This is a genomic window from Paenibacillus sp. FSL R5-0470 (assembly GCF_037975205.1).
Taxonomy (GTDB): domain Bacteria; phylum Bacillota; class Bacilli; order Paenibacillales; family Paenibacillaceae; genus Paenibacillus_AQ.
This window is the reverse complement of sequence record NZ_CP150238.1, coordinates 5174606-5199733: the sequence shown is the minus strand read 5'-3', so window position 1 is coordinate 5199733 and position 25128 is coordinate 5174606. Positions and strand designations below refer to the sequence as shown.

23 protein-coding genes and 1 other annotated feature are annotated in these 25128 nt (G+C 45.6%); of the genes, 22 read left to right on the top strand and 1 reads right to left on the bottom strand.

Features of this window, described 5'->3' with window-relative positions; all coding sequences use genetic code 11:
• Window positions 1–4 precede the first annotated feature (4 nt).
• The 17 genes from murG (at window position 5) to MKY99_RS22970 (ending at window position 18699) form a co-directional block, all read left to right on the top strand.
• On the top strand, window positions 5–1117 hold the full coding sequence (gene murG / locus MKY99_RS23050) for an undecaprenyldiphospho-muramoylpentapeptide beta-N-acetylglucosaminyltransferase (protein ID WP_042190850.1): 1113 nt from the start codon (window positions 5–7) through the stop codon (window positions 1115–1117).
• A gap of 308 nt (window positions 1118–1425) precedes the next feature.
• Window positions 1426–2709: a UDP-N-acetylglucosamine 1-carboxyvinyltransferase gene (murA, locus tag MKY99_RS23045; protein WP_042190848.1), complete on the top strand. Its 1284-nt coding sequence runs from the start codon at window positions 1426–1428 to the stop codon at window positions 2707–2709.
• Between the two features lie 63 nt (window positions 2710–2772).
• Entirely contained in the window at window positions 2773–3543 is a 771-nt protein-coding gene (locus tag MKY99_RS23040; protein ID WP_042190846.1) for an FtsQ-type POTRA domain-containing protein, read from the top strand.
• Between the two features lie 344 nt (window positions 3544–3887).
• On the top strand, window positions 3888–5150 hold the full coding sequence (gene ftsA, locus MKY99_RS23035) for a cell division protein FtsA (RefSeq protein ID WP_042190844.1): 1263 nt from the start codon (window positions 3888–3890) through the stop codon (window positions 5148–5150).
• A gap of 61 nt (window positions 5151–5211) precedes the next feature.
• Window positions 5212–6333 carry a cell division protein FtsZ gene (gene ftsZ, locus MKY99_RS23030; protein ID WP_076284759.1) on the top strand — a complete coding sequence of 374 codons (1122 nt, stop codon included), beginning with the start codon at window positions 5212–5214 and terminating at the stop codon, window positions 6331–6333.
• A 642-nt stretch (window positions 6334–6975) separates the two neighbouring features.
• Entirely contained in the window at window positions 6976–7923 is a 948-nt protein-coding gene (spoIIGA, locus tag MKY99_RS23025; protein WP_042194361.1) for a sigma-E processing peptidase SpoIIGA, read from the top strand.
• 91 nt (window positions 7924–8014) lie between these two features.
• On the top strand, window positions 8015–8737 hold the full coding sequence (gene sigE / locus MKY99_RS23020) for an RNA polymerase sporulation sigma factor SigE (RefSeq protein WP_028530613.1): 723 nt from the start codon (window positions 8015–8017) through the stop codon (window positions 8735–8737).
• Window positions 8738–8815: 78 nt separating this feature from the next.
• Entirely contained in the window at window positions 8816–9598 is a 783-nt protein-coding gene (gene sigG / locus MKY99_RS23015) for an RNA polymerase sporulation sigma factor SigG (protein WP_036683631.1), read from the top strand.
• Between the two features lie 209 nt (window positions 9599–9807).
• Complete coding sequence (locus MKY99_RS23010; protein WP_076284758.1) at window positions 9808–10152, top strand: YlmC/YmxH family sporulation protein; 345 nt, start codon at window positions 9808–9810, stop codon at window positions 10150–10152.
• 133 nt (window positions 10153–10285) lie between these two features.
• A complete protein-coding gene (gene pgeF / locus MKY99_RS23005; RefSeq protein WP_339266544.1) occupies window positions 10286–11143 on the top strand; it encodes a peptidoglycan editing factor PgeF in 858 nt (285 codons plus the stop codon).
• A gap of 3 nt (window positions 11144–11146) precedes the next feature.
• Complete coding sequence (locus tag MKY99_RS23000) at window positions 11147–11833, top strand: YggS family pyridoxal phosphate-dependent enzyme (RefSeq protein ID WP_042190837.1); 687 nt, start codon at window positions 11147–11149, stop codon at window positions 11831–11833.
• An 11-nt stretch (window positions 11834–11844) separates the two neighbouring features.
• Entirely contained in the window at window positions 11845–12285 is a 441-nt protein-coding gene (sepF, locus tag MKY99_RS22995) for a cell division protein SepF (RefSeq protein ID WP_042190833.1), read from the top strand.
• Window positions 12286–12319: 34 nt separating this feature from the next.
• Complete coding sequence (locus MKY99_RS22990; protein ID WP_042194359.1) at window positions 12320–12559, top strand: YggT family protein; 240 nt, start codon at window positions 12320–12322, stop codon at window positions 12557–12559.
• Between the two features lie 9 nt (window positions 12560–12568).
• Entirely contained in the window at window positions 12569–13351 is a 783-nt protein-coding gene (locus MKY99_RS22985; RefSeq protein WP_042190831.1) for a YlmH/Sll1252 family protein, read from the top strand.
• 227 nt (window positions 13352–13578) lie between these two features.
• Complete coding sequence (locus tag MKY99_RS22980; protein WP_042130215.1) at window positions 13579–14091, top strand: DivIVA domain-containing protein; 513 nt, start codon at window positions 13579–13581, stop codon at window positions 14089–14091.
• Window positions 14092–14331: 240 nt separating this feature from the next.
• Window positions 14332–14606 (top strand) — a binding site (T-box leader).
• A 374-nt stretch (window positions 14607–14980) separates the two neighbouring features.
• A complete protein-coding gene (ileS, locus tag MKY99_RS22975) occupies window positions 14981–18073 on the top strand; it encodes an isoleucine--tRNA ligase (protein ID WP_339243110.1) in 3093 nt (1030 codons plus the stop codon).
• Between the two features lie 329 nt (window positions 18074–18402).
• Window positions 18403–18699 carry a DUF5665 domain-containing protein gene (locus tag MKY99_RS22970; protein WP_042194357.1) on the top strand — a complete coding sequence of 99 codons (297 nt, stop codon included), beginning with the start codon at window positions 18403–18405 and terminating at the stop codon, window positions 18697–18699.
• A 429-nt stretch (window positions 18700–19128) separates the two neighbouring features.
• Here MKY99_RS22970 and MKY99_RS22965 read toward each other — a convergent pair whose 3' ends face one another.
• Entirely contained in the window at window positions 19129–19854 is a 726-nt protein-coding gene (locus tag MKY99_RS22965; RefSeq protein ID WP_042190825.1) for a TraR/DksA C4-type zinc finger protein, read from the bottom strand.
• Between the two features lie 246 nt (window positions 19855–20100).
• Here MKY99_RS22965 and lspA point away from each other — a divergent pair, with 246 nt between their 5' ends.
• The 5 genes from lspA (at window position 20101) to MKY99_RS22940 (ending at window position 25089) form a co-directional block, all read left to right on the top strand.
• Window positions 20101–20613 (top strand): signal peptidase II, encoded by a 513-nt coding sequence (gene lspA / locus MKY99_RS22960; protein ID WP_042190823.1) that lies wholly within the window; start codon window positions 20101–20103, stop codon window positions 20611–20613.
• The gene (locus MKY99_RS22955; protein ID WP_042190820.1) at window positions 20606–21577 is read left to right on the top strand and encodes an RluA family pseudouridine synthase; all 972 of its coding nucleotides are present in this window, start codon (window positions 20606–20608) and stop codon (window positions 21575–21577) included. Before lspA ends, MKY99_RS22955 begins: the two co-directional genes overlap by 8 nt.
• A gap of 208 nt (window positions 21578–21785) precedes the next feature.
• Entirely contained in the window at window positions 21786–23039 is a 1254-nt protein-coding gene (locus MKY99_RS22950) for an LL-diaminopimelate aminotransferase (RefSeq protein WP_042190817.1), read from the top strand.
• A 576-nt stretch (window positions 23040–23615) separates the two neighbouring features.
• The gene (pyrR, locus tag MKY99_RS22945; RefSeq protein ID WP_042130202.1) at window positions 23616–24179 is read left to right on the top strand and encodes a bifunctional pyr operon transcriptional regulator/uracil phosphoribosyltransferase PyrR; all 564 of its coding nucleotides are present in this window, start codon (window positions 23616–23618) and stop codon (window positions 24177–24179) included.
• 4 nt (window positions 24180–24183) lie between these two features.
• On the top strand, window positions 24184–25089 hold the full coding sequence (locus MKY99_RS22940) for an aspartate carbamoyltransferase catalytic subunit (protein WP_042190812.1): 906 nt from the start codon (window positions 24184–24186) through the stop codon (window positions 25087–25089).
• Window positions 25090–25128 lie beyond the last annotated feature (39 nt).

Here is a 25128-nt window from a genome sequence, read left to right as displayed (position 1 = left end):
AGAGATGCGTATCGTATTAAGCGGCGGAGGCACGGGTGGACATATCTACCCTGCGGTCGCTGTTGCTAGGCAAATGGAGTTGGAAGATAGCAAATCTACCTTCCTGTATATTGGTGGAACGCGTGGCTTAGAGAGCAAGCTTGTCCCTCAAGAGAATATCCCTTTCAAATCTATTGACATCACTGGCTTTCGGCGCAAGCTATCCATAGACAATGTCAAGACCGTGATGCGTTTCTTGAAGGGTGTTAAGGCTTCCAAAGAGATGTTAAGAGAATTCAAACCAGATGTTGTGATTGGAACAGGCGGTTATGTGTGTGGTCCAGTCGTTTATGCTGCATCCCGGTTGGGCATCCCTACATTGATCCATGAACAAAATGCCATACCAGGTCTAACCAATCGCTTTCTGAGTCGGTATGCGAGTACAGTTGCCGTAAGCTTTGAAGGAACAGAGTCCTCTTTTCCAGGCAGCAAAAATGTGATCTATACTGGCAATCCACGTGCCACAACAGTTACTACAGCAAGTCCGCAACGTGGATTCGCATCGCTGGGGATTTCGGATGGCAGTACTGTTGTTTTGGTGGTTGGTGGCAGTCAGGGAGCTAAGGCTATTAATAGAGCCATGATTGAAATGGCCCCAAAAGTGGGTAAGGGTAATGGTGTTCATTATGTGTATGTTACAGGTGAACCTTATTTCGAAGAGACTCGGGCGGAATTGCGTCAAAAGCTGGGTAGCATACCAAACTGGTTGCATGTCCTTCCTTACGTTCATAATATGCCAGAGGTGTTGGCTTGTACCTCCTTGATCGTTAATCGGGCGGGAGCCTCTTTTCTCGCTGAGATTACAGCGCTGGGTATTCCCTCTGTACTCATTCCATCTCCTAATGTGACGAATAACCATCAGGAGGCGAATGCAAGACAGTTGGAACGTGAAGGTGCTGCTGTGGTGCTGCTTGAGAAAGATTTAAACGGCACGGCACTATATGAGGCGGTTCAAAAAATCATCGGAACTGAAGCCGTGCGTGAGCAGATGTCCGTGGCCTCCAAACGACTCGGCAAAAGAGATTCTGCGGCAGTAATCACAAGCGAGCTCCGAAGACTTGCGGGTAAGAAGTCTTAAGATATCATCGTTTTCCATACGGGTTTTCCTTATTGGCAGCTCTCTGTCACACACTTGGAGGAACGAACATAGGATAATCCTATAATCGTGACAATCACCCAGGACACTTCCAAACCTGAGATGTAGTGCAGGATATTCTTGAAATATAAGAAAGTATAAGTTTCACGTTATACATTATCCTTATATTTCTCGCTTAAACGTCTATCGTCCTTATAAAGGACGCCGAAGACGTTTATACTTGTACATTTCATATGAGCTTGTAACGGAAGTGTTTGTGGTGGGTGAGCGGTAATCTCGGAGGTGATACATTGGACAAATTGGTGATTGAGGGTGGAAGTCCCCTGTCAGGCACCATTCGTATCCATGGAGCAAAAAATGCGGCGCTGCCGATTCTAGCGGCAAGCCTGCTGGCCGAAGGAGTTCACTCACTGCATAATGTGCCGAAGCTGCTGGACATCGAGACTATGCTAGACATCCTAGATCGGCTGGGCTGCAGGTGCGTGCATCAAGAGGATACGGTGACGATAGATACGTCTGCCGTCGGGACATCTCATATCCCTGAGGATTTAATGCGGCAGATGAGATCTTCCATTTTTCTAATGGGACCGCTGTTATCCAGATTTGGAGAGGTAACGATCTATCAGCCTGGGGGCTGTGCGATCGGAGAGCGTAAAATCGATCTTCATCTACAGGGACTTAAGGCGTTAGGGGCGGAGATCGAGGAGAGCAACGGAAGAATATTCTGTCGGGGTTCTAAGCTTATAGGGAGTGATATTCATCTCGACTATCCAAGTGTAGGAGCAACGGAGAATATTATGATGGCTGCCGCAAAGGCAGAGGGAACAACAACAATATCGGGGGCAGCGAGAGAGCCGGAGATACAGGACCTACAGCAATTTCTAAATAGCATGGGTGCTCAGATTATCGGTGCAGGTACGGACACCATCACAATTCAAGGGGTGAAAAACCTATATCCCTGTACGTACGAGGTGATACCTGATCGGATTGTGGCTGGAACCGTGATGATTGCTGCGGCAGCTACACGAGGGAATGTGACTTTGACACATGCCAATGCGGGGCATCTGACTTCGCTTATTCATGTGCTCAAGCGGGCTGGTGTTCAAATCACAGTGTGCAATGATATAATTAATATCAGTTGTATGGGGCGTCCACGTGCTGTTGAGAGAATTGTGACTTCTCCTTATCCTTCTTTCCCAACCGATCTGCAATCTCAGGTCATGGTGCTGTTGTCTCTCGCTGATGGCTTCAGTGTAATCAAGGAGACGGTGTTTGAGGGACGATTCAAGCATGTTGAAGAAATGGCGCGGATGGGCGCTGATATTTCTATTGATTTGAATCGTGCGTTTATTCGCGGCGTTCAGAGATTGTATGGTGCTACTGTGGAAGCTACTGACTTGCGTGCGGGTGCGGCTCTGGTCATTGCTGGGCTTGCTGCACAAGGGACTACAGTCGTTGAGCAAGCACACCATATTGACCGCGGGTATGATGGAATAGAGAAGCTGTTTCAGAAGCTTGGCGCGCGCATAAGCCGCAAGGTACCCGTACCGGATCCACTTGATTTGGCCAATTAAAGCTCCCTGTCTCCTTCAGTTCTACCAAGGAAGGAGACAGGGCCTTATTACGGAGATATGAGAATGACAACAACCCGATTACCTCTTCTTAAAGAGGACAAGCCTAAGAAAAAAATGAGCCGTAAGATTACGGCGATCCTGCTGCTACTGTTCACTGCGCTTCTTGCTGTGATTTTTTTCAGATCGTCTATTAGTCACATTACAGTGATAGATTTTCAGGGAAGCAAGTATTCTACTAGTGAGGAATTACTCTCGCAAAGTGGAATTCATATAGGTGGACAATTCTTTGCCGTTTCTACGAAGTCTGTGGAACAATCTTTGCTGGAGCTTAAGACGGTTAAGGCTGTAGCCGTAAAGAAGGATTTCCCCGGGGTAATCACAGTGAAGATTGAAGAGTTCCCTGCGGTGGCCTATGAACTGGAACAGGGCGGCATCTTGAAGGCGATTCTGTCGAGTGGAGCAGCGGTGACTGTTAATGAGACTGGTATTGCTGTAGAGAAACCTATATTAACCAACTGGGATCCAGCTGATCCTAATAAGGCTATCCTATGTCAAACGCTTGGAAGCATTTCTAATGAATTGACAAGTGATATCTCTGAGATTGTTCCCTCGCCAACCTTGTCATTTCCGGATCGTATCAAGCTCTATACTAGATCTCGTTTCGAGGTGATCACTTCCATCTCTTTATTGAAGAGCAAAGTGTCATACTTGAATCAGGTAATAGAGACAAAGGAGCCTGGACTTATCACGATGCTTGAAGCCGACTCGTATGTTCCTTTTCAGGTCGAAAGTGAGGAGCAAAAGGGCGATGAGCAAAAAGATGTGCAAGAGTAGAGTAGAGGTAAATAGTCCCTACTAATAGAGTTCAAAAAATGCTACAATCGGAGTTACGGGCAAGAAGCTATATCCCTCTTTTTTCTTCGATTTTTTTGAAATATAATCTTTTATATGGTTAGTAATAACCAAATAGGTATATATTTCTTGTGATAATTATCATTCTTATAAAAAATTATGAGTAACCAATCACATTTAGGGATGTTGGAATATTATTCCGTTCAAAAAATTTGTAGAAAAAAGAGGGAAAGGGTTAGGTATGTTGAATATGTACAGAGAAGTTTCCCGGGACCGGGATAAGATTATGCAAATTATTTCGATTATAACAGGAGGTGCCATAGGACTTGAGCAACAATGACATCATTGTTAGTTTGGACATCGGTACATCCAAAGTTCGGGCAATAATTGGGGAAGTTACCAATGGAACCTTTAATATTATTGGCGTTGGATCTGCTGATTCGGAAGGAATACGTAAAGGCGCGATTGTAGATATCGACCAAACTGTGCAATCGATCAAAAGTGCTATAGATCATGCAGAGCAAATGGTGGGTATTCAAATATCAGAAGTTTATGTAGGCATTTCCGGTAATCATATTGGCCTGCAATCCAGCCACGGTGTCGTGGCCGTTCAGAATGAGGATCGTGAAATCGGTGAGGATGATATCGATCGCGTTATTAAAGCTGCGGAAGTCATCGCTATGCCTCCGGAGCGAGAAGTGATTGATGTTGTTCCTAAACAATTTATCGTCGATGGTCTCGAAGGTATTCAGGACCCGCGCGGGATGATTGGTGTTCGTCTAGAAGTGGACGCAACCATCATTACGGGTGCTAAGACGCCAATACATAATCTACTACGATGTGTTGAGAAATCAGGGCTGAAAGTGAAGGATCTTGTGCTGATGTCTCTTGGTGCTGGTGGATTGGCGCTGTCCAAAGACGAGAAATCGATGGGATCTGTTCTGGTTGATATCGGGGCCGGGTCGACAACGATAGCCATATACGAAGAAAGTTCCCTTTGTGCAACCTCTACGATTCCGATCGGCGGAGAATTTGTAACTAATGACATTGCATACGGACTACGTACACTTACTGATCAAGCGGAGAAAGTAAAGCTAAAGTATGGTTGCGCATGGATTGACGATGCAGCCTCTGACGTTGTCTTCAAGGTGCTGCGCATTGGCAGTAATGTAGAAAAGGAATTTAACCAAGAGGATTTAGCGGCAATTATCGAACCACGGGTGCAAGAAATCTTCCATTTGATTAAACAGGAAGTGAAACGGCTTGGTTACAGTGAACTACCTGGAGGTTATATATTAACGGGTGGAACTGTTTCGATGCCTGGCGTATTAAAGGCGGCTCAGACTGAACTGGCTGCATCTGTACGCATCGCTGTACCGGATTATATCGGTGTACGGGACCCTGGGTTTACCGGAGGTGTTGGTATCCTGCATAATGTTGTCCGTAGCTTCCGTGGAAGAAGCAGTGGTGGAAGCAGCAACAAAAAGACGGTCAACCGGAGTAAGCAGAACGCCACTCCAAATCAGGAAACGGTTCAGAAGACCGGGTTTGTCGAGCGTCTAAAGAACATGTTCAGCGAGTTTATATAAGTGTAAGTCCAGATATACTTGGACCGGCCATCCAAGCACATTGAGGGGGAGATGGAACAATATGTTAGAATTTGATTTTGAAATGGAGAGCTTGGCGCAAATAAAAGTCATCGGCGTAGGCGGCGGAGGTAGTAATGCTGTCAACCGGATGATTGAAAATGGCGTTCAGGGTGTAGAATTTATTACGGTTAATACAGACGCCCAAGCGTTGCATATGGCCAAATCGGAGCACAAGCTGCAAATCGGGGACAAGCTGACCCGCGGGTTGGGTGCAGGAGCTAATCCTGAAGTCGGTAAGAAAGCAGCGGAAGAATCCCGTGACTTGATCTCTAATACCCTTAAGGGCGCAGATATGGTGTTTGTTACTGCAGGGATGGGTGGCGGTACAGGAACAGGTGCAGCACCAGTTATAGCTGAGATTGCTAGAGAGTGTGGAGCCTTGACTGTGGGGGTAGTTACTCGCCCGTTCACTTTTGAAGGAAGAAAACGTTATAACCAGGCAATGCTTGGAATCGAAGCTTTGAAAGAAAAAGTCGACACGCTAATCGTCATTCCAAATGACCGTTTGCTTGAGATCGTTGATAAGAAAACACCGATGTTGGAAGCTTTCCGTGAAGCAGATAATGTTCTCCGGCAGGCTGTTCAAGGTATCTCTGACCTAATTAAGGTTCCTGGTCTGATTAACCTTGACTTTGCGGATGTAAAGACGATCATGACAGAGCGCGGTTCAGCGCTTATGGGTATTGGTATTGCAAATGGTGAGAACCGTGCGTCTGAAGCAGCACGTAAAGCCATCATGAGCCCACTCTTGGAAACGTCTATTGAAGGCGCCCGCGGCGTAATCATGAACATTACGGGAGGATCCAACCTCTCTCTATATGAAGTTAATGAAGCGGCTGAGATCGTTACATCCGCCTCTGATCCTGAAGTGAATATGATCTTTGGTGCGATTATTGATGAAGGCCTGAAGGATGATATCAAAGTAACAGTAATTGCTACTGGCTTTGAACATAAACCATTGCCTGAAACTCCAGGACGTCGTCCGGTCTCGACGAATAACGAGCCTGCGGCAGCACCGGATAAGAGTTCAGCTAATTTACGTCCTTTCGGCAATCAGAGTTCTTCTGACCAGCTCGATATTCCGACGTTCCTGCGTAATCGTACTCGGGGCAACAATGACTAATTAAATAGAATCAAGATTATACGAGAACACCGTATCGCTTAGCTGATTAGCTATAGCGGTACGGTGTTTTTTTTGCGTAAATGTAATAAGGATCAAGCAAGACTATGAACGGCACTGTGTAGCTCCAAAGGGGTGATGGTTGACTAAGTAGTTACAGTAGGTGGTAACTGGTAGTCGGAGAGCTGAAAGCGGCAACTGTTAACCATCAGATAATCCTGCAAAAATACAGTATTTAATAATAAGTAGATGGTTGAAGCGTTGATTCCTGTGAATCTGCAGTAATTCCTGCGCCAAATAAAGATTTCTAGCCAAAAGTGAGGATAATCCTGTATATTTGCAGTTTTTGGACTTCATGAAGCGGAGTTTTGCACAAAAAGTTGTATATTTGCAGGATTCCTCTATTCCATTAAATGATCCAGCGAATGATGGAGCGAATGACGCAGTGAATAAAAGATATAAAAAATTCCATAAAGAAGGAATAAATCCCCACGCGCTATAACTCGACAAAAAAACCGTAAGAATGCCCCCCAAGTTTAGACAGACTTTGAATGCGAGACTTTCTATACTAATCATATCGTCCAAAAACAGAGCCTGATCCAATTTGGCTAGAGGATAGATTCCGCCATTAAGCAGGTGAATGAACTGGTTGTTTATATTGACTTGATATTCGCCGCCAATCTAGTGATCGACGGAATTCTTTTGTGGCTGACAGGCTGGATGGTTAAGCTGAGAATCTCATGGTGGCGTTTAATCCTCTCAGCTCTCGTTGGCGCACTGTATGTAGTGATGATGTTTGTACCGGAGCTGTCTTTCATGTATACCTTCCTTATCAAGTTTGGATTGTCGGTGGTTATGTTATGGATTGCCTTTGGTTTTGGGAGTCTGCAAAGCTACCTTCGCACTATGGGAGCTTTCTATATTATCAATTTTGCAGCCGCAGGTGGAATTGTTGGTATTCACTATTTGCTGCAGAGCTCCAGCGACATTTGGAATGGTATTATGTTCACTGCTTCAGGAGGGCATGCCTACGGCTTAAAGATCGGCTTTTGGTTTGTCATTGCAGTATTCCCCCTGGTGTTAATCTGCTTCAAGGCAGTGCATTCTTCACGAATCAGAAGGGAGCAGCTTGAAACCTATATCGGTGAGGTGGTTGTTGAAATTGATGGTGTAAGTGTTTCCTGTCCTGGCCTGCTAGACACAGGCAATCGTCTCTGTGATCCTTTGACCCGCATACCGGTGATGGTGATGGAATCGACGCTCTGGGAGGGGCATCTGCCTGCTGCATGGAAAGGGAGACTCACTCAGGATGGTGCGGACAGACTTTTGCTAGAAACGGACGGGCAGTCGTTTGCTTGGCAGGATAGGATGCGACTAGTACCTTACAGGGGGATTAACCGAGGGGCATCATTTATGCTCGCACTGAAGCCAGACCTTGTGACGATAAAGCTCGGTGAAGATATCTTTTATAGTAAAAGAGTCTTAATTGGGCTGGATGGCGGGACGCTCTCAGGAGATGGAGCCTATCGGGCGGTCATACATCCGGATTTAACTCAAAAAGAGAGCGCCACTGATGCAGCACTACCTTCCTAATCTTTAAAGCTAGCTGAACCAAACTTCTGATGGCTGAAAGCGGTAATTAAAAGCTTCATACGCTAACCGTGTACTTCTTGGAGGAGGAACAATAATGGTCAAATGGAAAATTGCTCTGCAGCTGCAATATTACCGCATGCTGTTTCTACTGGGGCTGAAGAGTCAGGAAATCTATTATATCGGCGGGAGCGAGGCTCTACCTCCACCGCTGACACGGGAAGAAGAAGAGTATCTGCTTCAGCGGCTATCTAGCGGCGATGCTGCTGTTCGTGCGATGCTGATTGAGCGTAACCTGCGCCTCGTAGTGTATATCGCTCGTAAATTTGAGAATACCGGAATCAATATTGAAGACCTGGTTTCGATAGGGGCTATCGGATTAATTAAGGCGGTTAACACTTTTGATCCCGAGAAAAAAATAAAACTAGCAACATATGCATCACGTTGCATAGAGAATGAAATTTTGATGTATTTGCGGCGTAATAGCAAGACACGGAGTGAGGTTTCTTTTGATGAGCCTCTTAATATCGACTGGGATGGTAATGAGTTGCTGCTCTCAGATGTTTTAGGGACGGAAAATGATACCATCTATCGGAACATTGAAGAACAGGTCGATCGCAAGCTGCTGCAAAAGGCGCTGGAAAAGCTGAGCGAACGGGAAAGACTCATTATGGAGCTGCGTTTCGGACTGCGTGGGGGCGAAGAAAAGACGCAAAAAGATGTGGCGGATCTGCTCGGCATTTCCCAATCTTACATCTCTCGTCTGGAGAAACGAATTATTAAGCGGCTGCGTAAGGAGTTTAACAAGATGGTGTAAGGTGAAATTAGCAAGGAATAAAATGGCCAACCCGGGAGATAATGTACAGTAATGTTTCTCCTTGGGAGGTAAATCATCATGACCCGAAATAAAGTCGAGATTTGCGGTGTGGATACTGCTAAGCTGCCTGTTCTAACGAATGTGGAAATGCGGCAACTGTTCACTTCGCTGCAGCAGCAGGGCGAGCGATCCGCCAGAGAGAAATTGGTAAATGGTAATCTTAGGCTCGTTCTAAGTGTTATCCAGAGGTTCAATAATAGGGGAGAATTTGTTGACGATTTGTTCCAGGTGGGCTGCATCGGTCTGATGAAAGCCATCGATAATTTCGATTTATCACAAAACGTTAAGTTCTCCACATATGCGGTTCCGATGATTATTGGTGAGATCCGCCGTTACTTGCGTGATAACAATCCGATTCGAGTATCGCGTTCACTCAGAGACATTGCTTATAAGGCGCTGCAGGTACGCGATAGTCTGACCAATCAGAATTCGCGGGAACCGACGATATTCGAAATCTCTGAAGCACTCGGCGTACCGAAGGAAGATGTAGTCTTTGCCCTTGATGCTATTCAGGATCCAGTGTCCTTATTCGAACCGATCTATCATGACGGTGGCGATCCTATTTATGTAATGGACCAGATTAGCGATGATAAGAATAAGGATGTGTCGTGGATCGAAGAAATCGCCTTACGTGAAGCGATGCGTAAGTTAGGTCAAAGGGAGAAACGAATTTTATCCATGCGGTTTTTCGAAGGGAAAACACAGATGGAGGTCGCAGATGAGATTGGTATCTCACAGGCACAAGTCTCACGTCTAGAGAAATCTGCGATTCAGCAAATGCAAAAGCATGTGAAGTCTTAAATCGTCTGAAATGAGGAGATATCCAGAATCCGTGATAAGGATTTTGGGTGATCTCCTCTTTTTACTGTTTCAGGAATTATATTGAGCCCCCGCAAAGTACCTTGGTAAGCATCTAAGCATAGCCTCACTTTGTGGGGATATTTCATGCATGTGGCCAAGCTTTCATAACATATATTGGACTATAGGTCTGATTGTACAGGGGTGGTGAGATGAACGAGGATTATTTAGGATCAGCCAAAAAAATGAAAATCTCTGATTTTCAGACTAAGGACGTTATTAACATTGTGGACGGCAAGCGGCTGGGCCAAATCAGTGACTTAGAGCTTGATTTACGCCGAGGTGTCATTGATGCAATCGTAATTCCCGGATACACTCGGTTTATGGGGTTGTTCGGAGGCGGAACCGATCTGATTATTCCATGGCGAAATATTGTCAAAATCGGGTCTGATGTAGTGCTTGTGAAGATTGAAGAATCAAGAATGCCTCAAGGGCAGGACGAACGAGAAACGATGTATTTGGAACGAGGGGACCGAGGCGAACGGCGCACTTATTAATTAGGTGCGTTTTTTGTTTTTTATAAAATGATTCGAAATGGCATGGCTTAAAAGTTAGTAAATTTGATGTTCTAGCTTAAGCGGCATTTTGTAGGGGTATTTACATGTGGTACACTAAGGCGGAGGTGAGGATATGGAACCGTTTGTGCAGGGGAAGGAAACACTTATGCTGCTCCATCTGGAGCCTTGGCGTGTGAAGCATAAAGAAATTACAGCAGGTTTTACGGGTAGACAGGGAGGGGCTAGCAAAAAGCCTTATGACAGCCTGAATTGTGCATTTCATGTTGGGGATGCTCCGGAAGATGTCTTAACGAATCGTAGGGCGCTTGCGAAAGCTCTTGATTTCAAACCTGAAGCTTGGACCTGTGGAGAACAAACCCATGGAGCAGAAATAGCAGTGGTAAGGGAAGCCGATCGTGGGCGGGGTCAAAAGGATAGAACCTCGGCATTTCAGGCAACCGATGGTTTGCTTACGGATGTACCGGGAGTTTTTCTGACTTCTTTTTATGCGGATTGTGTACCCCTTTATTTTTATGATCCTGTGCACCAAGTCGTCGGTCTTGCCCATGCTGGCTGGAAGGGAACTGTGGCCCAGATTGCAGCCGCTATGGTGAGTAAAATGGAGACCATTTACGGAAGCCATGCGCAGGACATTATTGCTGCGATCGGACCATCCATTGGTGACTGCTGTTATGAGGTGGACGATTATGTGATGGAGCATGTTCATCGACTGGAAGGTGATCTGACTAAGCCAACAGAAACAGCCAGTACTGTGGAGCTGTACAGAACATCTGACACAGATGAGAACAAATACATGCTAAACTTGAAAGAAATGAATCGACGCATTATGATTAAAGCAGGAATATTGCCGACTCATATCGAATGTACATCTTGGTGTACAAGCTGTAATCAAGATTTGTTCTTTTCTTATCGTAAAGAAGATGGGGTTACAGGCAGGATGACGAGCTGGATCGGAATAAAGGAGAGTTGAAAGTTGGCTTTAACACTGCAAGAGAGAATTGCTGAGGTAGAGGAACGTGTAGCACGTGCCTGCGCGGCAAGCGGCCGGGATCGAAATGACGTCAAGGTAATTGCAGTGACGAAATATGTTTCTCTGGAAATGGTGTCCTCCGTATTGGAGGCAGGCCTGGAGCATATTGCCGAGAGTCGCTGGCAGGATGCTGAGCACAAATGGAAGGTTTTAGGGGACCAAGGGACATGGCATTTTATCGGGCATTTGCAGACCAATAAGGTTAAAGACGTTATTGGCAAGTTTCAATATATACACTCTTTGGACCGGATATCTCTGGCGCAAGAATTACACAAAAAGGCGATTGCCGCAGATCAAGAAGTGAATGTCTTTCTTCAAGTAAACATCTCTGGAGAAGATACGAAATTTGGTCTGTCGCCTGAGGCGGTACCTGGATTTTTGCGTGAAATTGCTAGTCTAGATCGTGTAAAAGTAATTGGACTAATGACGATGGCACCTTTAGAAGGTGATCCGGAGCTTACCCGCCCTGTATTTCGCGGACTTCGTGAGCTGCGCGATGAGCTCAATCAACTTGCTTTGACACCTGAACCGATTACGGAGCTATCAATGGGAATGTCGAATGATTTTGAAGTGGCGATACAGGAAGGAGCCACCTGGGTACGCCTAGGTACGGTGTTAGTAGGCCATTAGGAGGGATCGTGATGAGCGTTATGAACCGATTTATGAGTTTTTTGGGCTTGCAGGAGGAAGAAGAAGTTGTGGAGCGGGAGCAAATCCACGAAGAGGATGAGTATGAGCCAGCCCCTGTCGAAACCCGCAAAAATCAAAGGGGCAACGTTGTCAGTATCCATTCGCAGAAGAATGTAAAAGTTGTACTTTATGAGCCACGTTCGTACGATGAGGCTCAGGAAATTGCGGACCATCTCCGTTCTCACCGGACGGTAGTGATCAATCTTCAGCGTGTCCGTAATGATCAGGCAATGAGAATTATTGATTTTTTAAGTGGAACCGTTTATGCCCTTGGGGGAGGAATCTCTAAAATTGGGGGCAATATATTTATGTGCACACCAGATACCGTTGAAATTCAAGGTGCCATTACGGAAATCCTAGGTGACGATCCAGACTATAACAGAATGAGGTGAATGAGCTTTGCCCCAAATTGATTACATTATTGATATGCTGTTTAATATTTATTTTTACATGATTATTTTCTACGTACTGATGTCTTGGTTACCAAACGTTCGTGAGAACTTTATCGGAGAACTGCTGAGCAAGCTTGTTGAGCCGTATTTGACACCATTTCGTCGGTTTATTCCGCCACTCTTTGGTACGCTTGATATTTCCCCGATCATTGCACTATTCGTCTTGGAATTTGCGGCAGGTGGACTCAAATCCATTTTGCACTTAATTTTTTAGGCAGAAGTAATGAAGACAGAAGTTTACGGGCATTTTCATCCCGATGAAAGACAATTTGTGGACAAGGCTTGGGAGTGGGTTACCCATGCGGGAGAATATCATGAGACGAAACTGACCGAATTTCTAGATCCGCGCCAAGGATTTATTCTGCAAAGTCTCGTCAATCGACATCCAGATGTTATCGTTAGATGGGAAGGCGGCCACCCTGAGGCAGAGCGGAAGCGAGCACTCATTGCACCTGATTACCGTGATCTGGATCATGAGGACATGGAGCTGAGCGTTCTTGCGATAACCTCTGGTGAGCAAAAGTTTCTGGCGTTAGAGCATGGGGACTACATGGGCTCTATTCTGGGTCTTGGAGTAAAACGTGGAAAAATCGGTGATATTCATGTACTGGACGATGGTTGTCATGTGGTAGTAGCTGCAGATATTGCAGATTATTTAGACATGAATTTAACTGGAGTACACCGAATACAGGTGAGCACGGAGGTATTGCCACTTTCTGCCTTGCGTAATAGTGAGGTGAAGCTGGAAATGATGGATTTGACTGTAGCGTCCCTACGATTGGATGGCATAGCCGCAGATGTAACACGGCTTAGTCGAAGCAAAATTCTTGCTCCCATCAAGGCTGGGCGCGTTCGGGTAAATTGGAAAGTGGAAGAAGACCCTTCCTGCGGACTTAAAGATGGTGACATGGTATCTATTCAAGGATTTGGTCGATTCAAGGTTCTAGAGGTTGGTAGTTTGACGAAAAAGGGCCGATACCGTGTTCAGGTTGGTAAATTTGTGTGAATCCCTTGCAGGAATCCGGCTTTACTTGTCGAAATTGATTATTTCGAGGGAATCAAACATTTTTAAAGCAGGACGCCGATATTTTATAAAAGAGGCGAACCATGAATGGCAGTTGGAACGTCGATACATCCTCTGCCTTTACTTGAAGTACAGTCTTTCTTCTTTGTCTGCTGCGCAGGTATGGTTCAGAGACTTAGAAGGTCCGAAATTTCTAGGAGGTGCACAGCATGCCATTAACACCGCTCGATATACATAACAAGGAGTTCTCTCGGAGACTTCGCGGTTATGATGAGGACGAGGTCAACGAATTTCTGGATCAAGTAATTAAGGATTACGAAAGTGTCATCCGTGAGAACAAAGAGCTGCAGAATCAGCTTTTGTCCATTCAAGAGCGTTTAGATCATTTTGTGAATATTGAAGAGAGTTTATCGAAAACGATCTTAGTCGCTCAGGAAGCGGCGGATGATGTGAAGAACAACTCCAAGAAGGAATCGCAGCTCATTATCAAGGAAGCGGAAAAGAACGCGGATCGGATTATTAACGAAGCGTTATCCAAATCCCGTAAGGTTGCTATTGAGACTGAAGAATTGCGTAAGCAAGCTTCGATCTATCGCACTCGTTTCCGCACATTGGTGGAAGCACAGCTCGAGCTGTTGTCACAGGATGACTGGAATGCCTTGGAGAGTCGTGAGGCAAGCGAGAACGTAACCTTTAAGGATGATGTTCTACATCGTATCTAATGCATTATGATGAATGAATGCTGATTGAATTTATAGGGGGGAATTCCCTCTAATTTATAATTTCATGCTATAATCGGCTAAATAGAGGGAGTTATTCCCTCTATTTTTATTTTCCGCTAAAATCGATCATAATAAAGTATTCCGCCTGCACAGGTATACTCCTAATGTGGATTTCGCTAGCGGTTGTTGACATTTAGACTTAAAAAGTCTATAAATAGAACATATCTGTATAATGTTTATATGTATTCGATGACGGGACAAGTACGACAAGGTAACGTTCTCCAGAGAGTCGGCGATTGCTGAGAGCCGATTGTTCGAACCCTGCCGGAAGATCTTCCCCTAGAAGTTAAGCTGAAGCGTTGATCGTGCGTAAGCTTAGCCGTCCGCCGGACGTTACACCGGACCTGTGCATGAGATTTACGCGCAGGACTGAGATTGTGCTGAATACACTCCCCTTAAGGATGTGCTCATGCGCAGAATTAGGGTGGTATCGCGAGCGTTGTCTCGCCCCTTTGGGGGTGGGATGACGCTTATTTTGTTGTTCCGGGGTGGCCATCCCCCTAAATCCCCCTTTCTAAGGGGGACCCCAAAGGGCTGCCGCCCTCTGGACACCCGCAATGTAAAGCCTCGTGCAAACGGGTACGGTGGTGGAAGCGAACGGACTTATGTGGCTGAAGGAGCGGCCCTTCTTAGGCTCCCCTGGCGGGTTCGCCTGCGGGGCCTTCACTGCTAGAGTAGACCGGCGTTTCACTCGCCGGTCCCAGTGGCACCCCGAGCCAGTGCTGCCCTGCGGGATCGCGGCTTGGGTACCGAAGGCAAGAGCTGAATCAGACTGCCCAAGGATCGAAAAGAGCTTTAAAGACTAAACCATGAAAGGATTGACCATCACATGCAAAAAGTAGATGTCAAAGAAAAAGCGCGGGCAAGAGATGTCCGCATACTCAAGAAATGGAGCGACGAAAATACGTTCCGTAAATCGATGGAGAATCGTGAAGGACGTCCGAACTATGTATTTTACGAAGGTCCTCCAACAGCGAACGGTGCACCGCATATCGGGCACGTGCTGGGCCGTGTAATCAAGGATTTCATCGGTCGTTACCAAACGATGAAAGGTTACCGCGTGGTACGTAAAGCGGGCTGGGATACACATGGTTTGCCAGTAGAACTAGGCGTACAAAAGAAGCTTGGCATCTCCGGCAAACAAGAGATCGAGGAATATGGCGTAGAAAAATTCATTCAGGAATGTAAAGACAGCGTCTTCGGTTATGAGAAGCAATGGCGCGAATTTACAGAGGGTATCGGATACTGGACGGATCTAGATAATCCTTACGTAACTTTGAATAACACGTATATCGAGAGCGTGTGGAACATCTTGGCTACTGTGCATGACAAAGGGTTGCTCTACCGCGGACACCGCGTTAGTCCTTACTGCCCAAGCTGTCAGACTACCTTAAGCTCCCATGAAGTAGCCCAAGGCTACAAGACTGTTAAGGATCTCAGTGCGACTGCAAAGTTTAAACTGGATGACAGTGGAGACTACGTACTAGCTTGGACGACTACACCTTGGACGCTGCCAGCACATATGGCGTTAGCCATGAACCCTGACATGGATTATGTACGTGTACAACAAGAAGACGGTATCTACATTGTTGCCAAAAATTTGGTGGAGGAAGTAATGAAAGGCGAGCACACAGTCCTTTCTACACATAAAGGTTCCGAGTTTATCGGTAAAACTTACGCTCCTCCATTCGGATACATCAAGGCAGAGAAAAGCAATGTCATCGTAGGTGCTTCCTTCGTTACAGATTCCAGTGGTACAGGGATCGTACACATGGCACCAGCGCATGGTGAAGATGACTACAAGACTTGCCGCGAGAACGGCATCAGCTTCGTGAACGTGGTTGATAATTCCGGTAAGTATACGGATGTAGTATCTGATTTTGCTGGACGCTTCGTGAAAGATTGCGATTTGGATATCGTTAAAGCTTTGTCTGAAAAAGGACTGCTTTACGGCAAAGAAAAATACGAGCACAGCTATCCGTTCTGCTGGCGTTGTGATACACCACTCTTGTACTACGCAACAGACAGCTGGTTCATCAACACTACAGCGATCAAAGATCAGCTGATTGCTAACAACAACAGTGTAGATTGGTATCCTGATCATGTACGTGAAGGCCGTTTCGGGAAGTTCCTGGATGAACTGGTGGACTGGAATATCAGCCGTAATCGTTACTGGGGCACACCGCTTAATGTTTGGGTATGTCAAGAAACGGGCAAAGAGTTCGCTCCACACAGCATTGAAGAACTGAGAGCGATGGCGATTGGCGATGTACCTGAGGATATCGAGCTGCATAAGCCTTTTGTAGATAAGATCAAGTTACGCAGTCCTTTCAGCGAAGGGGCAGAGATGGTTCGCACACCAGAAGTTATCGATGTTTGGTTCGATAGTGGTTCGATGCCATTTGCGCAAAGTCATTATCCATTTGAGAACGAGGATAAGCTGAATGATCAATATCCAGCGGATATGATCTGTGAAGGGATCGACCAGACACGTGGATGGTTCTACAGCTTACTAGCTGTATCTACCTTGTTTAAAGGTAAAGCTCCATATAAAGCTGTTATTGCTCACGGTCATATCCTTGATGAGAATGGTCAAAAAATGTCCAAATCAAAAGGCAATGTTATTGATCCTTGGGATATCATGAACGATTACGGCACGGATGCTTTCCGTTGGGCGATTCTATCCGATAGTGCACCGTGGAATAACAAACGTTTCTCTCGTGGCCTTGTAGGGGAAACCAAATCCAAAGTTGTAGATACACTGGTGAATACGCATGCGTTCTTGACGCTTTACGCAGGCATCGATGGTTATGATCCTGCCGATCATCCTTTTAAAGTATCGGAACATAAGCTGGACCGCTGGATTTTGTCCCGTCTGAACAGCTTGATTCTTTTGGTAGACAAAGGACTTGCAGTAAATGACTTCGTGAATACATCCAAAGGCATTGAGAACTTTATAGATGAGCTGAGCAACTGGTATATCCGTCGTTCCCGTGACCGTTTCTGGGGTAGTGGTCTAGGTGAAGATAAGCTGGATGCTTACCGTACACTGACCCATGTGCTTTTGAAGACAGCGTCTTTGATGGCTCCATTTACACCGATGTTGTCTGAAGATATCTTCACGAATCTTGGCGGCGGAGAAAGTGTGCATTTAGCAGATTATCCGGTTGCTGATGAGAGCTTGATCGATAAAGAGCTGGAAGAGGATATGGAAAGTGCGAGACAAATCGTTGAGCTGGCGCGTAATGTGCGTAACGAAACAGGCATTAAGAATCGTCAACCGCTGTCTGAGCTGATCGTTTCGATGAACCGTGACTTCCATTTGGCTGAGTATGAAGAGATCATCAAAGACGAGATCAACATCAAGAACATCGTGCTAGAGACTAGCGATAGTGGATTTGTTGACTTCACACTCAAGCTGAATCTTAAAGTTGCCGGTAAAAAATACGGTAAAAACGTCGGCTTCCTGCAAGGCTTCCTAAAAGCTTTGGACAGTGACTCTACCCGCAAAGCAGTGCAAGATGGCTCAATCGCGATTGCGACGCCAGAGGGAGAAGAACTGGTGATCACTTCTGAAGAGCTACTCGTTGAAAAAGAAGCTAAAGCAGGTTTCGCCGCAGCTTCCGGATATGGAATTACGGTTGCGCTCAATACCGAAATCACACCTGAGCTTGAACAAGAAGGCTGGGTTCGTGAGATCATTCGTGCGGTTCAAGATTACCGTAAACGTTTGGATCTGCCGATCGAGAAACGGATCGCACTCACGCTGAGTGTAGACGATGAGCTTAAAGCAGCAGTTACAGCCTTTGAGAATGTATTGCGAGACAATGTACTTGTGACTACGGTTGATTTTGGCGGAGAACACGCTTTTGAAACGGTAGATGTCGGTGGTAAATCCATCGGTATCCATATTGAAGTGTAAATCTGCATTACCTGTCCCAAAACAGCATATACTAGCGGCACAAGTGTAAACAGAGAACTTCTGTTTATGCGGGAAATATAGTCTTTATATTTCGCCCGCGAAAATAACGAGCCTCGTGCTCAAGGAGATGTATTCTCTTTGACCGGGCTCGTTTACTTTGTGGCGAATATAGACGTATGAGAGGAGCTGTGGCTGTGGAGGATCAGAAGAACAGAATCTCCGTCAAGACATCCGGCAACAAGAACAGCCCAGATAAGGGAGCGGAGAAAAAGGTTATTCCTGAGGAAAACCCTGAGCGTTTAACAGCAGATCATCGCAATCCAGAAGACATTCCACTGGAAGAAAAAATGAATACAATGTATCGATTAACCTTTGAATGGGCCCATATCTTAGAGAAATCACGAATTTATCAGTATACGGAGCTGTTATATTCACCTTGGACTCTAATTTGGAAAAATATTTTATATGGAGCGGCTCGTGGAGTAGGGATTGCGCTAGGCTTTACTTTTTTTGCGGCAACGATCATCTATGTTCTTCAGGTACTTGGAGCATTGAATCTACCGATCATCGGAGATTATATTGCGGATATTGTACGAATTGTTCAGCGTCAGCTGGAATTCAAATAGCTTGTTAAGGCGAAGCCGTCTTTATTTGGTTTGTTGAAGGGATTAGGGTTCGGTCAATCTTCTTTGGTGGATTTATCCAGCCTTGGGCTTCTATGTTTCTCCCCAGTCCGTACCTTTCCTTTTTTAATCTTTGGAGAGGGCTGCGCTGCTTTTTTTCCTCGTGTATGATGCGTAAGCCTCTCATTAATAATAAATATCGTCGGTCATCTTCATGACTGAGTTGCTGCACATTTTTAAAATAGTCGTGATTCACTAACGTTACACTCCTTTTATGTCGATTTCAGAATCCGTTAGATCAGTTTACCAGCTGAATCTGAACATTTTCTTAACAAAATGACATAGCGCAGAAAATATAAAAAAAACAGCGGGCCATTCCACGATGAAACTGGAACCGCACGCTGTTCATTTTTCTTGCGGGGGACAATGCTTTTACTCCTCGCCTTCGAGCGGATCAAGCATGTAACTTCCCTCGCCACTATCCTTGTAACGCTCGTAGCTACGTCCCGGTACTACAACTACATTGTTGCCTGTAATATCGGTGGCGATAAAGTTCTCCCAAGGCTCTACGCAGCCTTCAAGCTCATCGGCTTCAATCTCCATATCATTATAGGAGTCAATGTTGCTGCCCTCCGCCATGGCGGGGGAATCGGAGTTTCCATAGCTTTCTACAATCTGCCAGGCATCCTCACCGTCAAAGCCATTTTGATCCTCTCGTTCATCGAGACTCGTACGCCCAAATGGAGGAGACAAAAATTCTTCTTCAATTGGCCGAGTAAAAGGTGCATTTTGACGTGGGGCATGCTCTTTACAATAAAGCGTGGAGGGAATAGCGGATAGACGCTCAAAAGGGATCGGTTTACCGCTAGCTTTACATATCCCATAGGTGCCTTCATCCATAGCGTTGAGAGCAGCTTCAATATCATCCAGCTCATGCTCGTCCCGCTCTAGCAGTGAAATATCCATGGAGCGGTTATACAAATCGGTGGCTGCATCGCCAGGATGGTTGTCATTCTCGGAAAGTTCTCCGGTGCCATCCCGCATGGATTCCTGTAAGCCGTAATTTTCATTATTCTGAAGCCTGTGCTGAATAGTATCACGGTCTTTTTCTAATCGGGCGCGTAGCTCTGAGAGCTGCTGTACTGTCAGGTGCGTCATGATGAGTAAGCTCCTTTCTGTACTTTTTTAAGAATCCTTCCGACAAACCGATTTGCACCGGATGGTTCTTTGTTAGGTTGACCTGAGAGGCGTTATTTTAGCGATGGAAAATAGTCCCCAAGATTAAGCGCCCGAGAGGTGTCACGCAATAGACGATCTTCTAAGGGCTGTGCTACAATATACAAGTCTTATAACAGTATTCGTACCGCATTTGGCGGGAAAAATAAGAACGGAGTGACAACTTCTGTGGTGTACTATTTGATTGCTCTTATTGTATTTTTGGTGGATCAGGGAACGAAGTATCTCATTGCCACACGTCTGGAGCTTGGGGAACAGATTCCGGTGATCGGGAATTTCTTCCTAATTACCTCACATCGTAATCGCGGGGCTGCTTTTGGGATTCTACAAGGTCAGCAATGGTTCTTCTTTTTAGTTACGGTTGTAGTGGTTGCAGGTATCGTTTGGTACTTGAACAAAACTAGACATTCGCGGAAGATGCTATCGGTTGCCCTTGGACTTGTTCTGGGTGGAGCGATAGGTAACTTCCTAGACCGGATGATCAGTGGTGAGGTTGTCGATTTCCTTCTGTTTAATTTTGGAAGCTATAGCTTCCCGATTTTTAACGTTGCGGATTCATGTATCGTCATTGGGGTTGGGTTGATTCTTTTGGATTCCTTCCGCGATCTTAAGAATGGTGAAGAAATCACGGAAATCAAAGAAGTAAAAGAAGCAAAGGAAGTAAAAGAAGGGAATGAATGATTTGAGTAAAGACGTCAATCACCAAGCGGCATCTACGAGCGAAGAAGAGAGGGACGTCACGGAGTGGACCGTTTCAGCAGAGAACGCGCGGGAGCGAATCGATAAATATATAACGGAATCTTGGGAAGAGGATATTTCTCGTTCTCAGGTGCAGCTGTGGATCAGTGGTGGCCATGTTACGGTTAATGGGGCACCGGTTAAAGCTAACTATAAGCTCTCAGAAGGCGATAAAGTTTCCATTGTCGTACCAGAAGCGGAAGTTACAGACTTGATCCCAGAGAATATTCCACTTGAAGTTGTATACGAAGACAGCGATGTCATTGTTATAAATAAGCCGCGTGGTATGGTTGTACATCCGGCTGCCGGGCACCCGTCAGGCACCTTGGTAAATGCACTGATGTATCACTGCAAGGATCTGTCCGGTATTAATGGTGAGATTCGTCCAGGTATTGTACACCGTATTGATAAGGATACCTCTGGTCTTATTATGGTGGCTAAAAATGATGCCAGTCACGCGTCGCTCGCAGCACAACTTAAAGAGCACAGTGTAACACGCCGCTATATAGCAGTTGTACACGGCAATTTGTCGCATGACAAAGGAACGGTTGACGCTCCGATCGGTAGAGATCCACATGATCGCAAGCTATACACTGTAACGGAAAAGAACAGCAAGAAATCTGTGACCCATTTTACAGTGATGGAACGTTTCGGTGACTGTACACTACTGGAGCTGCAGCTGGAAACTGGCCGCACGCATCAGATAAGAGTGCATATGAAATTCATTGGTCATCCGCTTGTGGGTGATCCGATTTATGGACGCAGTAAAGGAACAGCTATGAATGGACAGGCCTTACATGCGGCGGTGCTTGGATTTATTCATCCTACGACAGGTGAATATAAAGAATTCAGCAGACCTATTCCGGAAGACATGGAAGATGTTCTGTTCACATTGCGCAGCAGATAAGTACAAATGAAGTGATAATTAGTCTATGGTATTGAACTCTGCTTTCCATCATATTTAATAACATAAGGATAAAGAGAAGGTTATGCCTTATTCTTTATCCTTATTTTTTATCACAGAAACGGATCTCTGGGAAACATAAGCCATCCAAGGGACGGCGAAGCCGTTTCTTCTAAAATTAGAATAGATAGCCAGGAGATGAGATGAAAGTATGAGTATTGAACAATACCAAGACAGCTTCATTCAGACTAATTTTGCAGACCGTATCGGCGGTGCGAACTACGGCAAGGACACTTCGATTTATAAATTCGAGAAAATCAAACGTGCTAAAGCATCCGCAAAACAGGATTTTCCTGATATTGAATTGATCGATATGGGTGTAGGCGAGCCAGATGAGATGGCTGATGCAGGTATCGTGGCTAAGCTTGCTGAAGAAGCAGCTAAGGAAGAGAACCGTGGTTATGCGGACAATGGAATTGTTGAGTTTAAGACAGCTGCTGCTGATTATTTGCGGGACGTATTCCGTGTTGAAGGCATTGATCCCGTTACGGAGGTAGTTCACTCGATCGGTTCTAAGCCTGCACTGGCGATGTTGCCTTCTTGCTTCATTAACCCAGGAGATATTACGATCATGACGGTGCCGGGTTATCCAGTGCTGGGTACACACACTAAATACTTGGGTGGACAAGTGTTTACAGTAGAGCTGAAGAAGGAGAATAACTTCCTTCCAGATCTGAACGAAATTCCAGAAGAAGTTGCTCATAAAGCCAAGCTTCTTTACTTGAACTATCCAAACAATCCGACGGGCGCTAGTGCGACTCCTGAGTTTTTTGCTGAGGTAGTTGCATGGGCTAAAAAATATGATGTAGTCGTTATCCACGATGCACCATATGCTGCCTTGACCTATGACGGTTTGAAGCCGCTTAGCTTCCTCTCTGTGCCAGGTGCTAAGGATGTTGGCGTGGAGCTGCATTCCTTGTCCAAGTCCTACAATATGACTGGCTGGAGAATCGGCTTTGTTGCAGGGAATCCTTTAGTGGTTAAAGCCTTCAGTGATGTGAAGGATAATAATGATTCCGGTCAATTTATCGCGATTCAAAAAGCTGCGGCTTACGGTCTTGCTCATCCAGAGATTACTGAAGCGATTGCTGCCAAGTATTCTCGTCGTCACAACCTGTTGGTAGATGCACTGAACAGCCTGGGCTTCCAAGCTGAGAAACCAAAGGGCTCCTTCTTCCTTTATGTTGCAGCACCTAAGGGTGTCAAAGGTGGTCGCCGTTTCGAATCCGGTGAGGATTTCTCGCAATTCCTGATTCGTGAGAAGCTAATCTCCACCGTGCCTTGGGATGATGCAGGTCCGTTTGTACGTTTCTCTGTTACCTTTATTGCTAAAGGGGAAGAGGAAGAAAGACGTGTCATCTCTGAAATCCAAAGACGCTTAAGCGATGTGGAGTTTGAATTTTAAACATTAGTTAGACATTGAAGCCGCCTAAGGGAAACCTTGGGTGGCTTTTCTTTATGTAGTGGCTAGTCTACTGTGGACTAGACTACTGTAGAATAGAGCTACTGTAAGATAGGGAATTCTTCCCTCTAATTTTGTGTTTTAGCTTCAATCCGCTAGAATATAGGGAATTTCCCCCTCTATTTCAGCATATTTGGTTGTATTCAAGGAAATCCTTTAATTTATAGGGAGGTTTTCCGGTTTTCCCTATAATACCGCCTTCCTTTTGTTGTTAATAGAAGCAGGCTTGGAAAGTGTTGTAGTTTAGGCAGATAAAGTTGACATGCAGGGTTTGTTCTGTCATAATTCTCATTAAATGAATAGCGCCTTTAATTCAGTCCTGTGAGGCTGGCAAGGTAACGTGAATCGAGGTTCGCGACTCTTAGAAAGGTATCCGTGTGTATACACCGGACTGTCTTTTTATGCGCGTGGCCACCATCTTCTTCATCTGCGGATTTCACTCCTTGCCTGTTAATAGGCAAGGAGTTTTTTGATTTCCAGGAACTTGAACAGGCGAAACAAGTGGAGGGTGACAAGATTATGGTTACTGAGAAAAATGTAATTATGGACGAAACGGCGATCCGCCGGGCATTATCGCGTATTGCTCATGAGATTTTGGAGAAGAACAAAGGGATTGAGAATTGTCTGCTGGTCGGTATCCGGACACGAGGCGTATACCTAGCACAGCGTATCGCTGAGCGGATCAAGGAAATTGAAGGCGTCGAGATTCCTTACGGCGAACTCGACATCACGCATTATCGGGATGACCGTGAAGTAGGAGGCAGTGAAGCGGTAGTGAAGAGTAACGTCATTATTACTTCCGGCAGTGATGGCATCCATGATAAGAAGGTCATTTTGTTCGACGATGTGCTTTACACCGGACGCACCATCCGCGCAGCGATGGACGCTTTGATGGATTGCGGACGCCCACGAATGATTCAACTGGCAGTACTGGCTGACCGTGGACACCGCGAACTGCCGATCCGACCAGACTACATCGGTAAGAATGTACCTACCTCAAAGCATGAGCAGATTGAAGTGGCGCTGAAGGAATACGACGGCAAAGATGAGGTCTACATTATTTCAAACCGGGAGGAACGATAACATCATGACACTTACCAAGGTAAAGGAACGTAGTCTGCTGGGAATAAAAGAGCTTGACCGGTCGGAAATCACTGGGCTGCTGGACAGAACGGCATACTGGGACAATCAGAGCGAGAAGCTAACTCCCATTTTGAACTCGCATTTTATTTCTAACATGTTCTTTGAGAACAGCACACGCACTCGTTTCTCCTTTGAAATGGCAGAGAAACGACTGGGTGCACAAGTACTGAATTTTACGGCTGCAGCTTCTAGTGTAGAAAAAGGGGAGTCGATCTACGATACAGTACGCACACTGGAATCGATGGGGATCGATGCCGGAGTTGTGCGTTTGAAGCCTGCAGGTGTGCTGCAGCAGTTAGCTGAGAAGGTGTCCATACCGCTTATTAATGCGGGTGACGGCAACAATGAACATCCAACACAAGCGCTGCTTGATCTTTACACCATGACCAAAACGTTTGGAGATTTAAAGGGTCTTACGGTTTCTATTATCGGGGACATCATGCATAGCCGGGTAGCACGCTCCAATCTGTGGGGACTTACAAAGCTAGGGGCTAAAGTGCAATTCTGTGCACCGGAGAATATGAAGGCTCCTGAGCTTATGGAATACGCACCTTATGTAACGATAGAAGAAGCTCTTAAAGCAGATGTAGTCATGATGCTTCGTGTGCAGCTGGAACGTCATTCTTCTGGCATCGTACTTTCCGCGGAAGATTACCGCAGACATTATGGTTTAACGGAAGAACGCGCAGCTAAGCTCGCAAAAGATACAATCATTATGCACCCAGCTCCGGTTAACCGGAATGTCGAGATTGATGATGCAGTTGTAGAGAGCAGTCAATCAAGGATTTTTCCGCAAATGTCTAATGGGGTTCCGGTTCGGATGGCAGTTCTCGAAAGAGCTTTATTATAAAGTTCAAAGAATGATGATGAATAAGGACTAATAAATATA

Excerpts from the sequence above, each read along its gene's own strand:
- sigG (WP_036683631.1), top strand. The coding sequence starts at position 8,816 with ATGACCCGAAATAAAGTCGAGATTTGCGGTGTGGATACTGCTAAGCTG.
- MKY99_RS22950 (WP_042190817.1), top strand. The coding sequence starts at position 21,786 with ATGAGTATTGAACAATACCAAGACAGCTTCATTCAGACTAATTTTGCA.
- MKY99_RS22955 (WP_042190820.1), top strand. The coding sequence starts at position 20,606 with ATGAATGATTTGAGTAAAGACGTCAATCACCAAGCGGCATCTACGAGC.
- ftsZ (WP_076284759.1), top strand. The coding sequence starts at position 5,212 with ATGTTAGAATTTGATTTTGAAATGGAGAGCTTGGCGCAAATAAAAGTC.
- pyrR (WP_042130202.1), top strand. The coding sequence starts at position 23,616 with ATGGTTACTGAGAAAAATGTAATTATGGACGAAACGGCGATCCGCCGG.
- MKY99_RS23010 (WP_076284758.1), top strand. The coding sequence starts at position 9,808 with ATGAACGAGGATTATTTAGGATCAGCCAAAAAAATGAAAATCTCTGAT.
- MKY99_RS22985 (WP_042190831.1), top strand. The coding sequence starts at position 12,569 with ATGAAGACAGAAGTTTACGGGCATTTTCATCCCGATGAAAGACAATTT.
- ileS (WP_339243110.1), top strand. The coding sequence starts at position 14,981 with ATGCAAAAAGTAGATGTCAAAGAAAAAGCGCGGGCAAGAGATGTCCGC.
- MKY99_RS22965 (WP_042190825.1), bottom strand. The coding sequence starts at position 19,854 with ATGACGCACCTGACAGTACAGCAGCTCTCAGAGCTACGCGCCCGATTA.
- MKY99_RS22980 (WP_042130215.1), top strand. The coding sequence starts at position 13,579 with ATGCCATTAACACCGCTCGATATACATAACAAGGAGTTCTCTCGGAGA.
- pgeF (WP_339266544.1), top strand. The coding sequence starts at position 10,286 with ATGGAACCGTTTGTGCAGGGGAAGGAAACACTTATGCTGCTCCATCTG.
- murG (WP_042190850.1), top strand. The coding sequence starts at position 5 with ATGCGTATCGTATTAAGCGGCGGAGGCACGGGTGGACATATCTACCCT.
- MKY99_RS22990 (WP_042194359.1), top strand. The coding sequence starts at position 12,320 with ATGCTGTTTAATATTTATTTTTACATGATTATTTTCTACGTACTGATG.
- MKY99_RS22940 (WP_042190812.1), top strand. The coding sequence starts at position 24,184 with ATGACACTTACCAAGGTAAAGGAACGTAGTCTGCTGGGAATAAAAGAG.
- MKY99_RS23040 (WP_042190846.1), top strand. The coding sequence starts at position 2,773 with ATGACAACAACCCGATTACCTCTTCTTAAAGAGGACAAGCCTAAGAAA.
- sepF (WP_042190833.1), top strand. The coding sequence starts at position 11,845 with ATGAGCGTTATGAACCGATTTATGAGTTTTTTGGGCTTGCAGGAGGAA.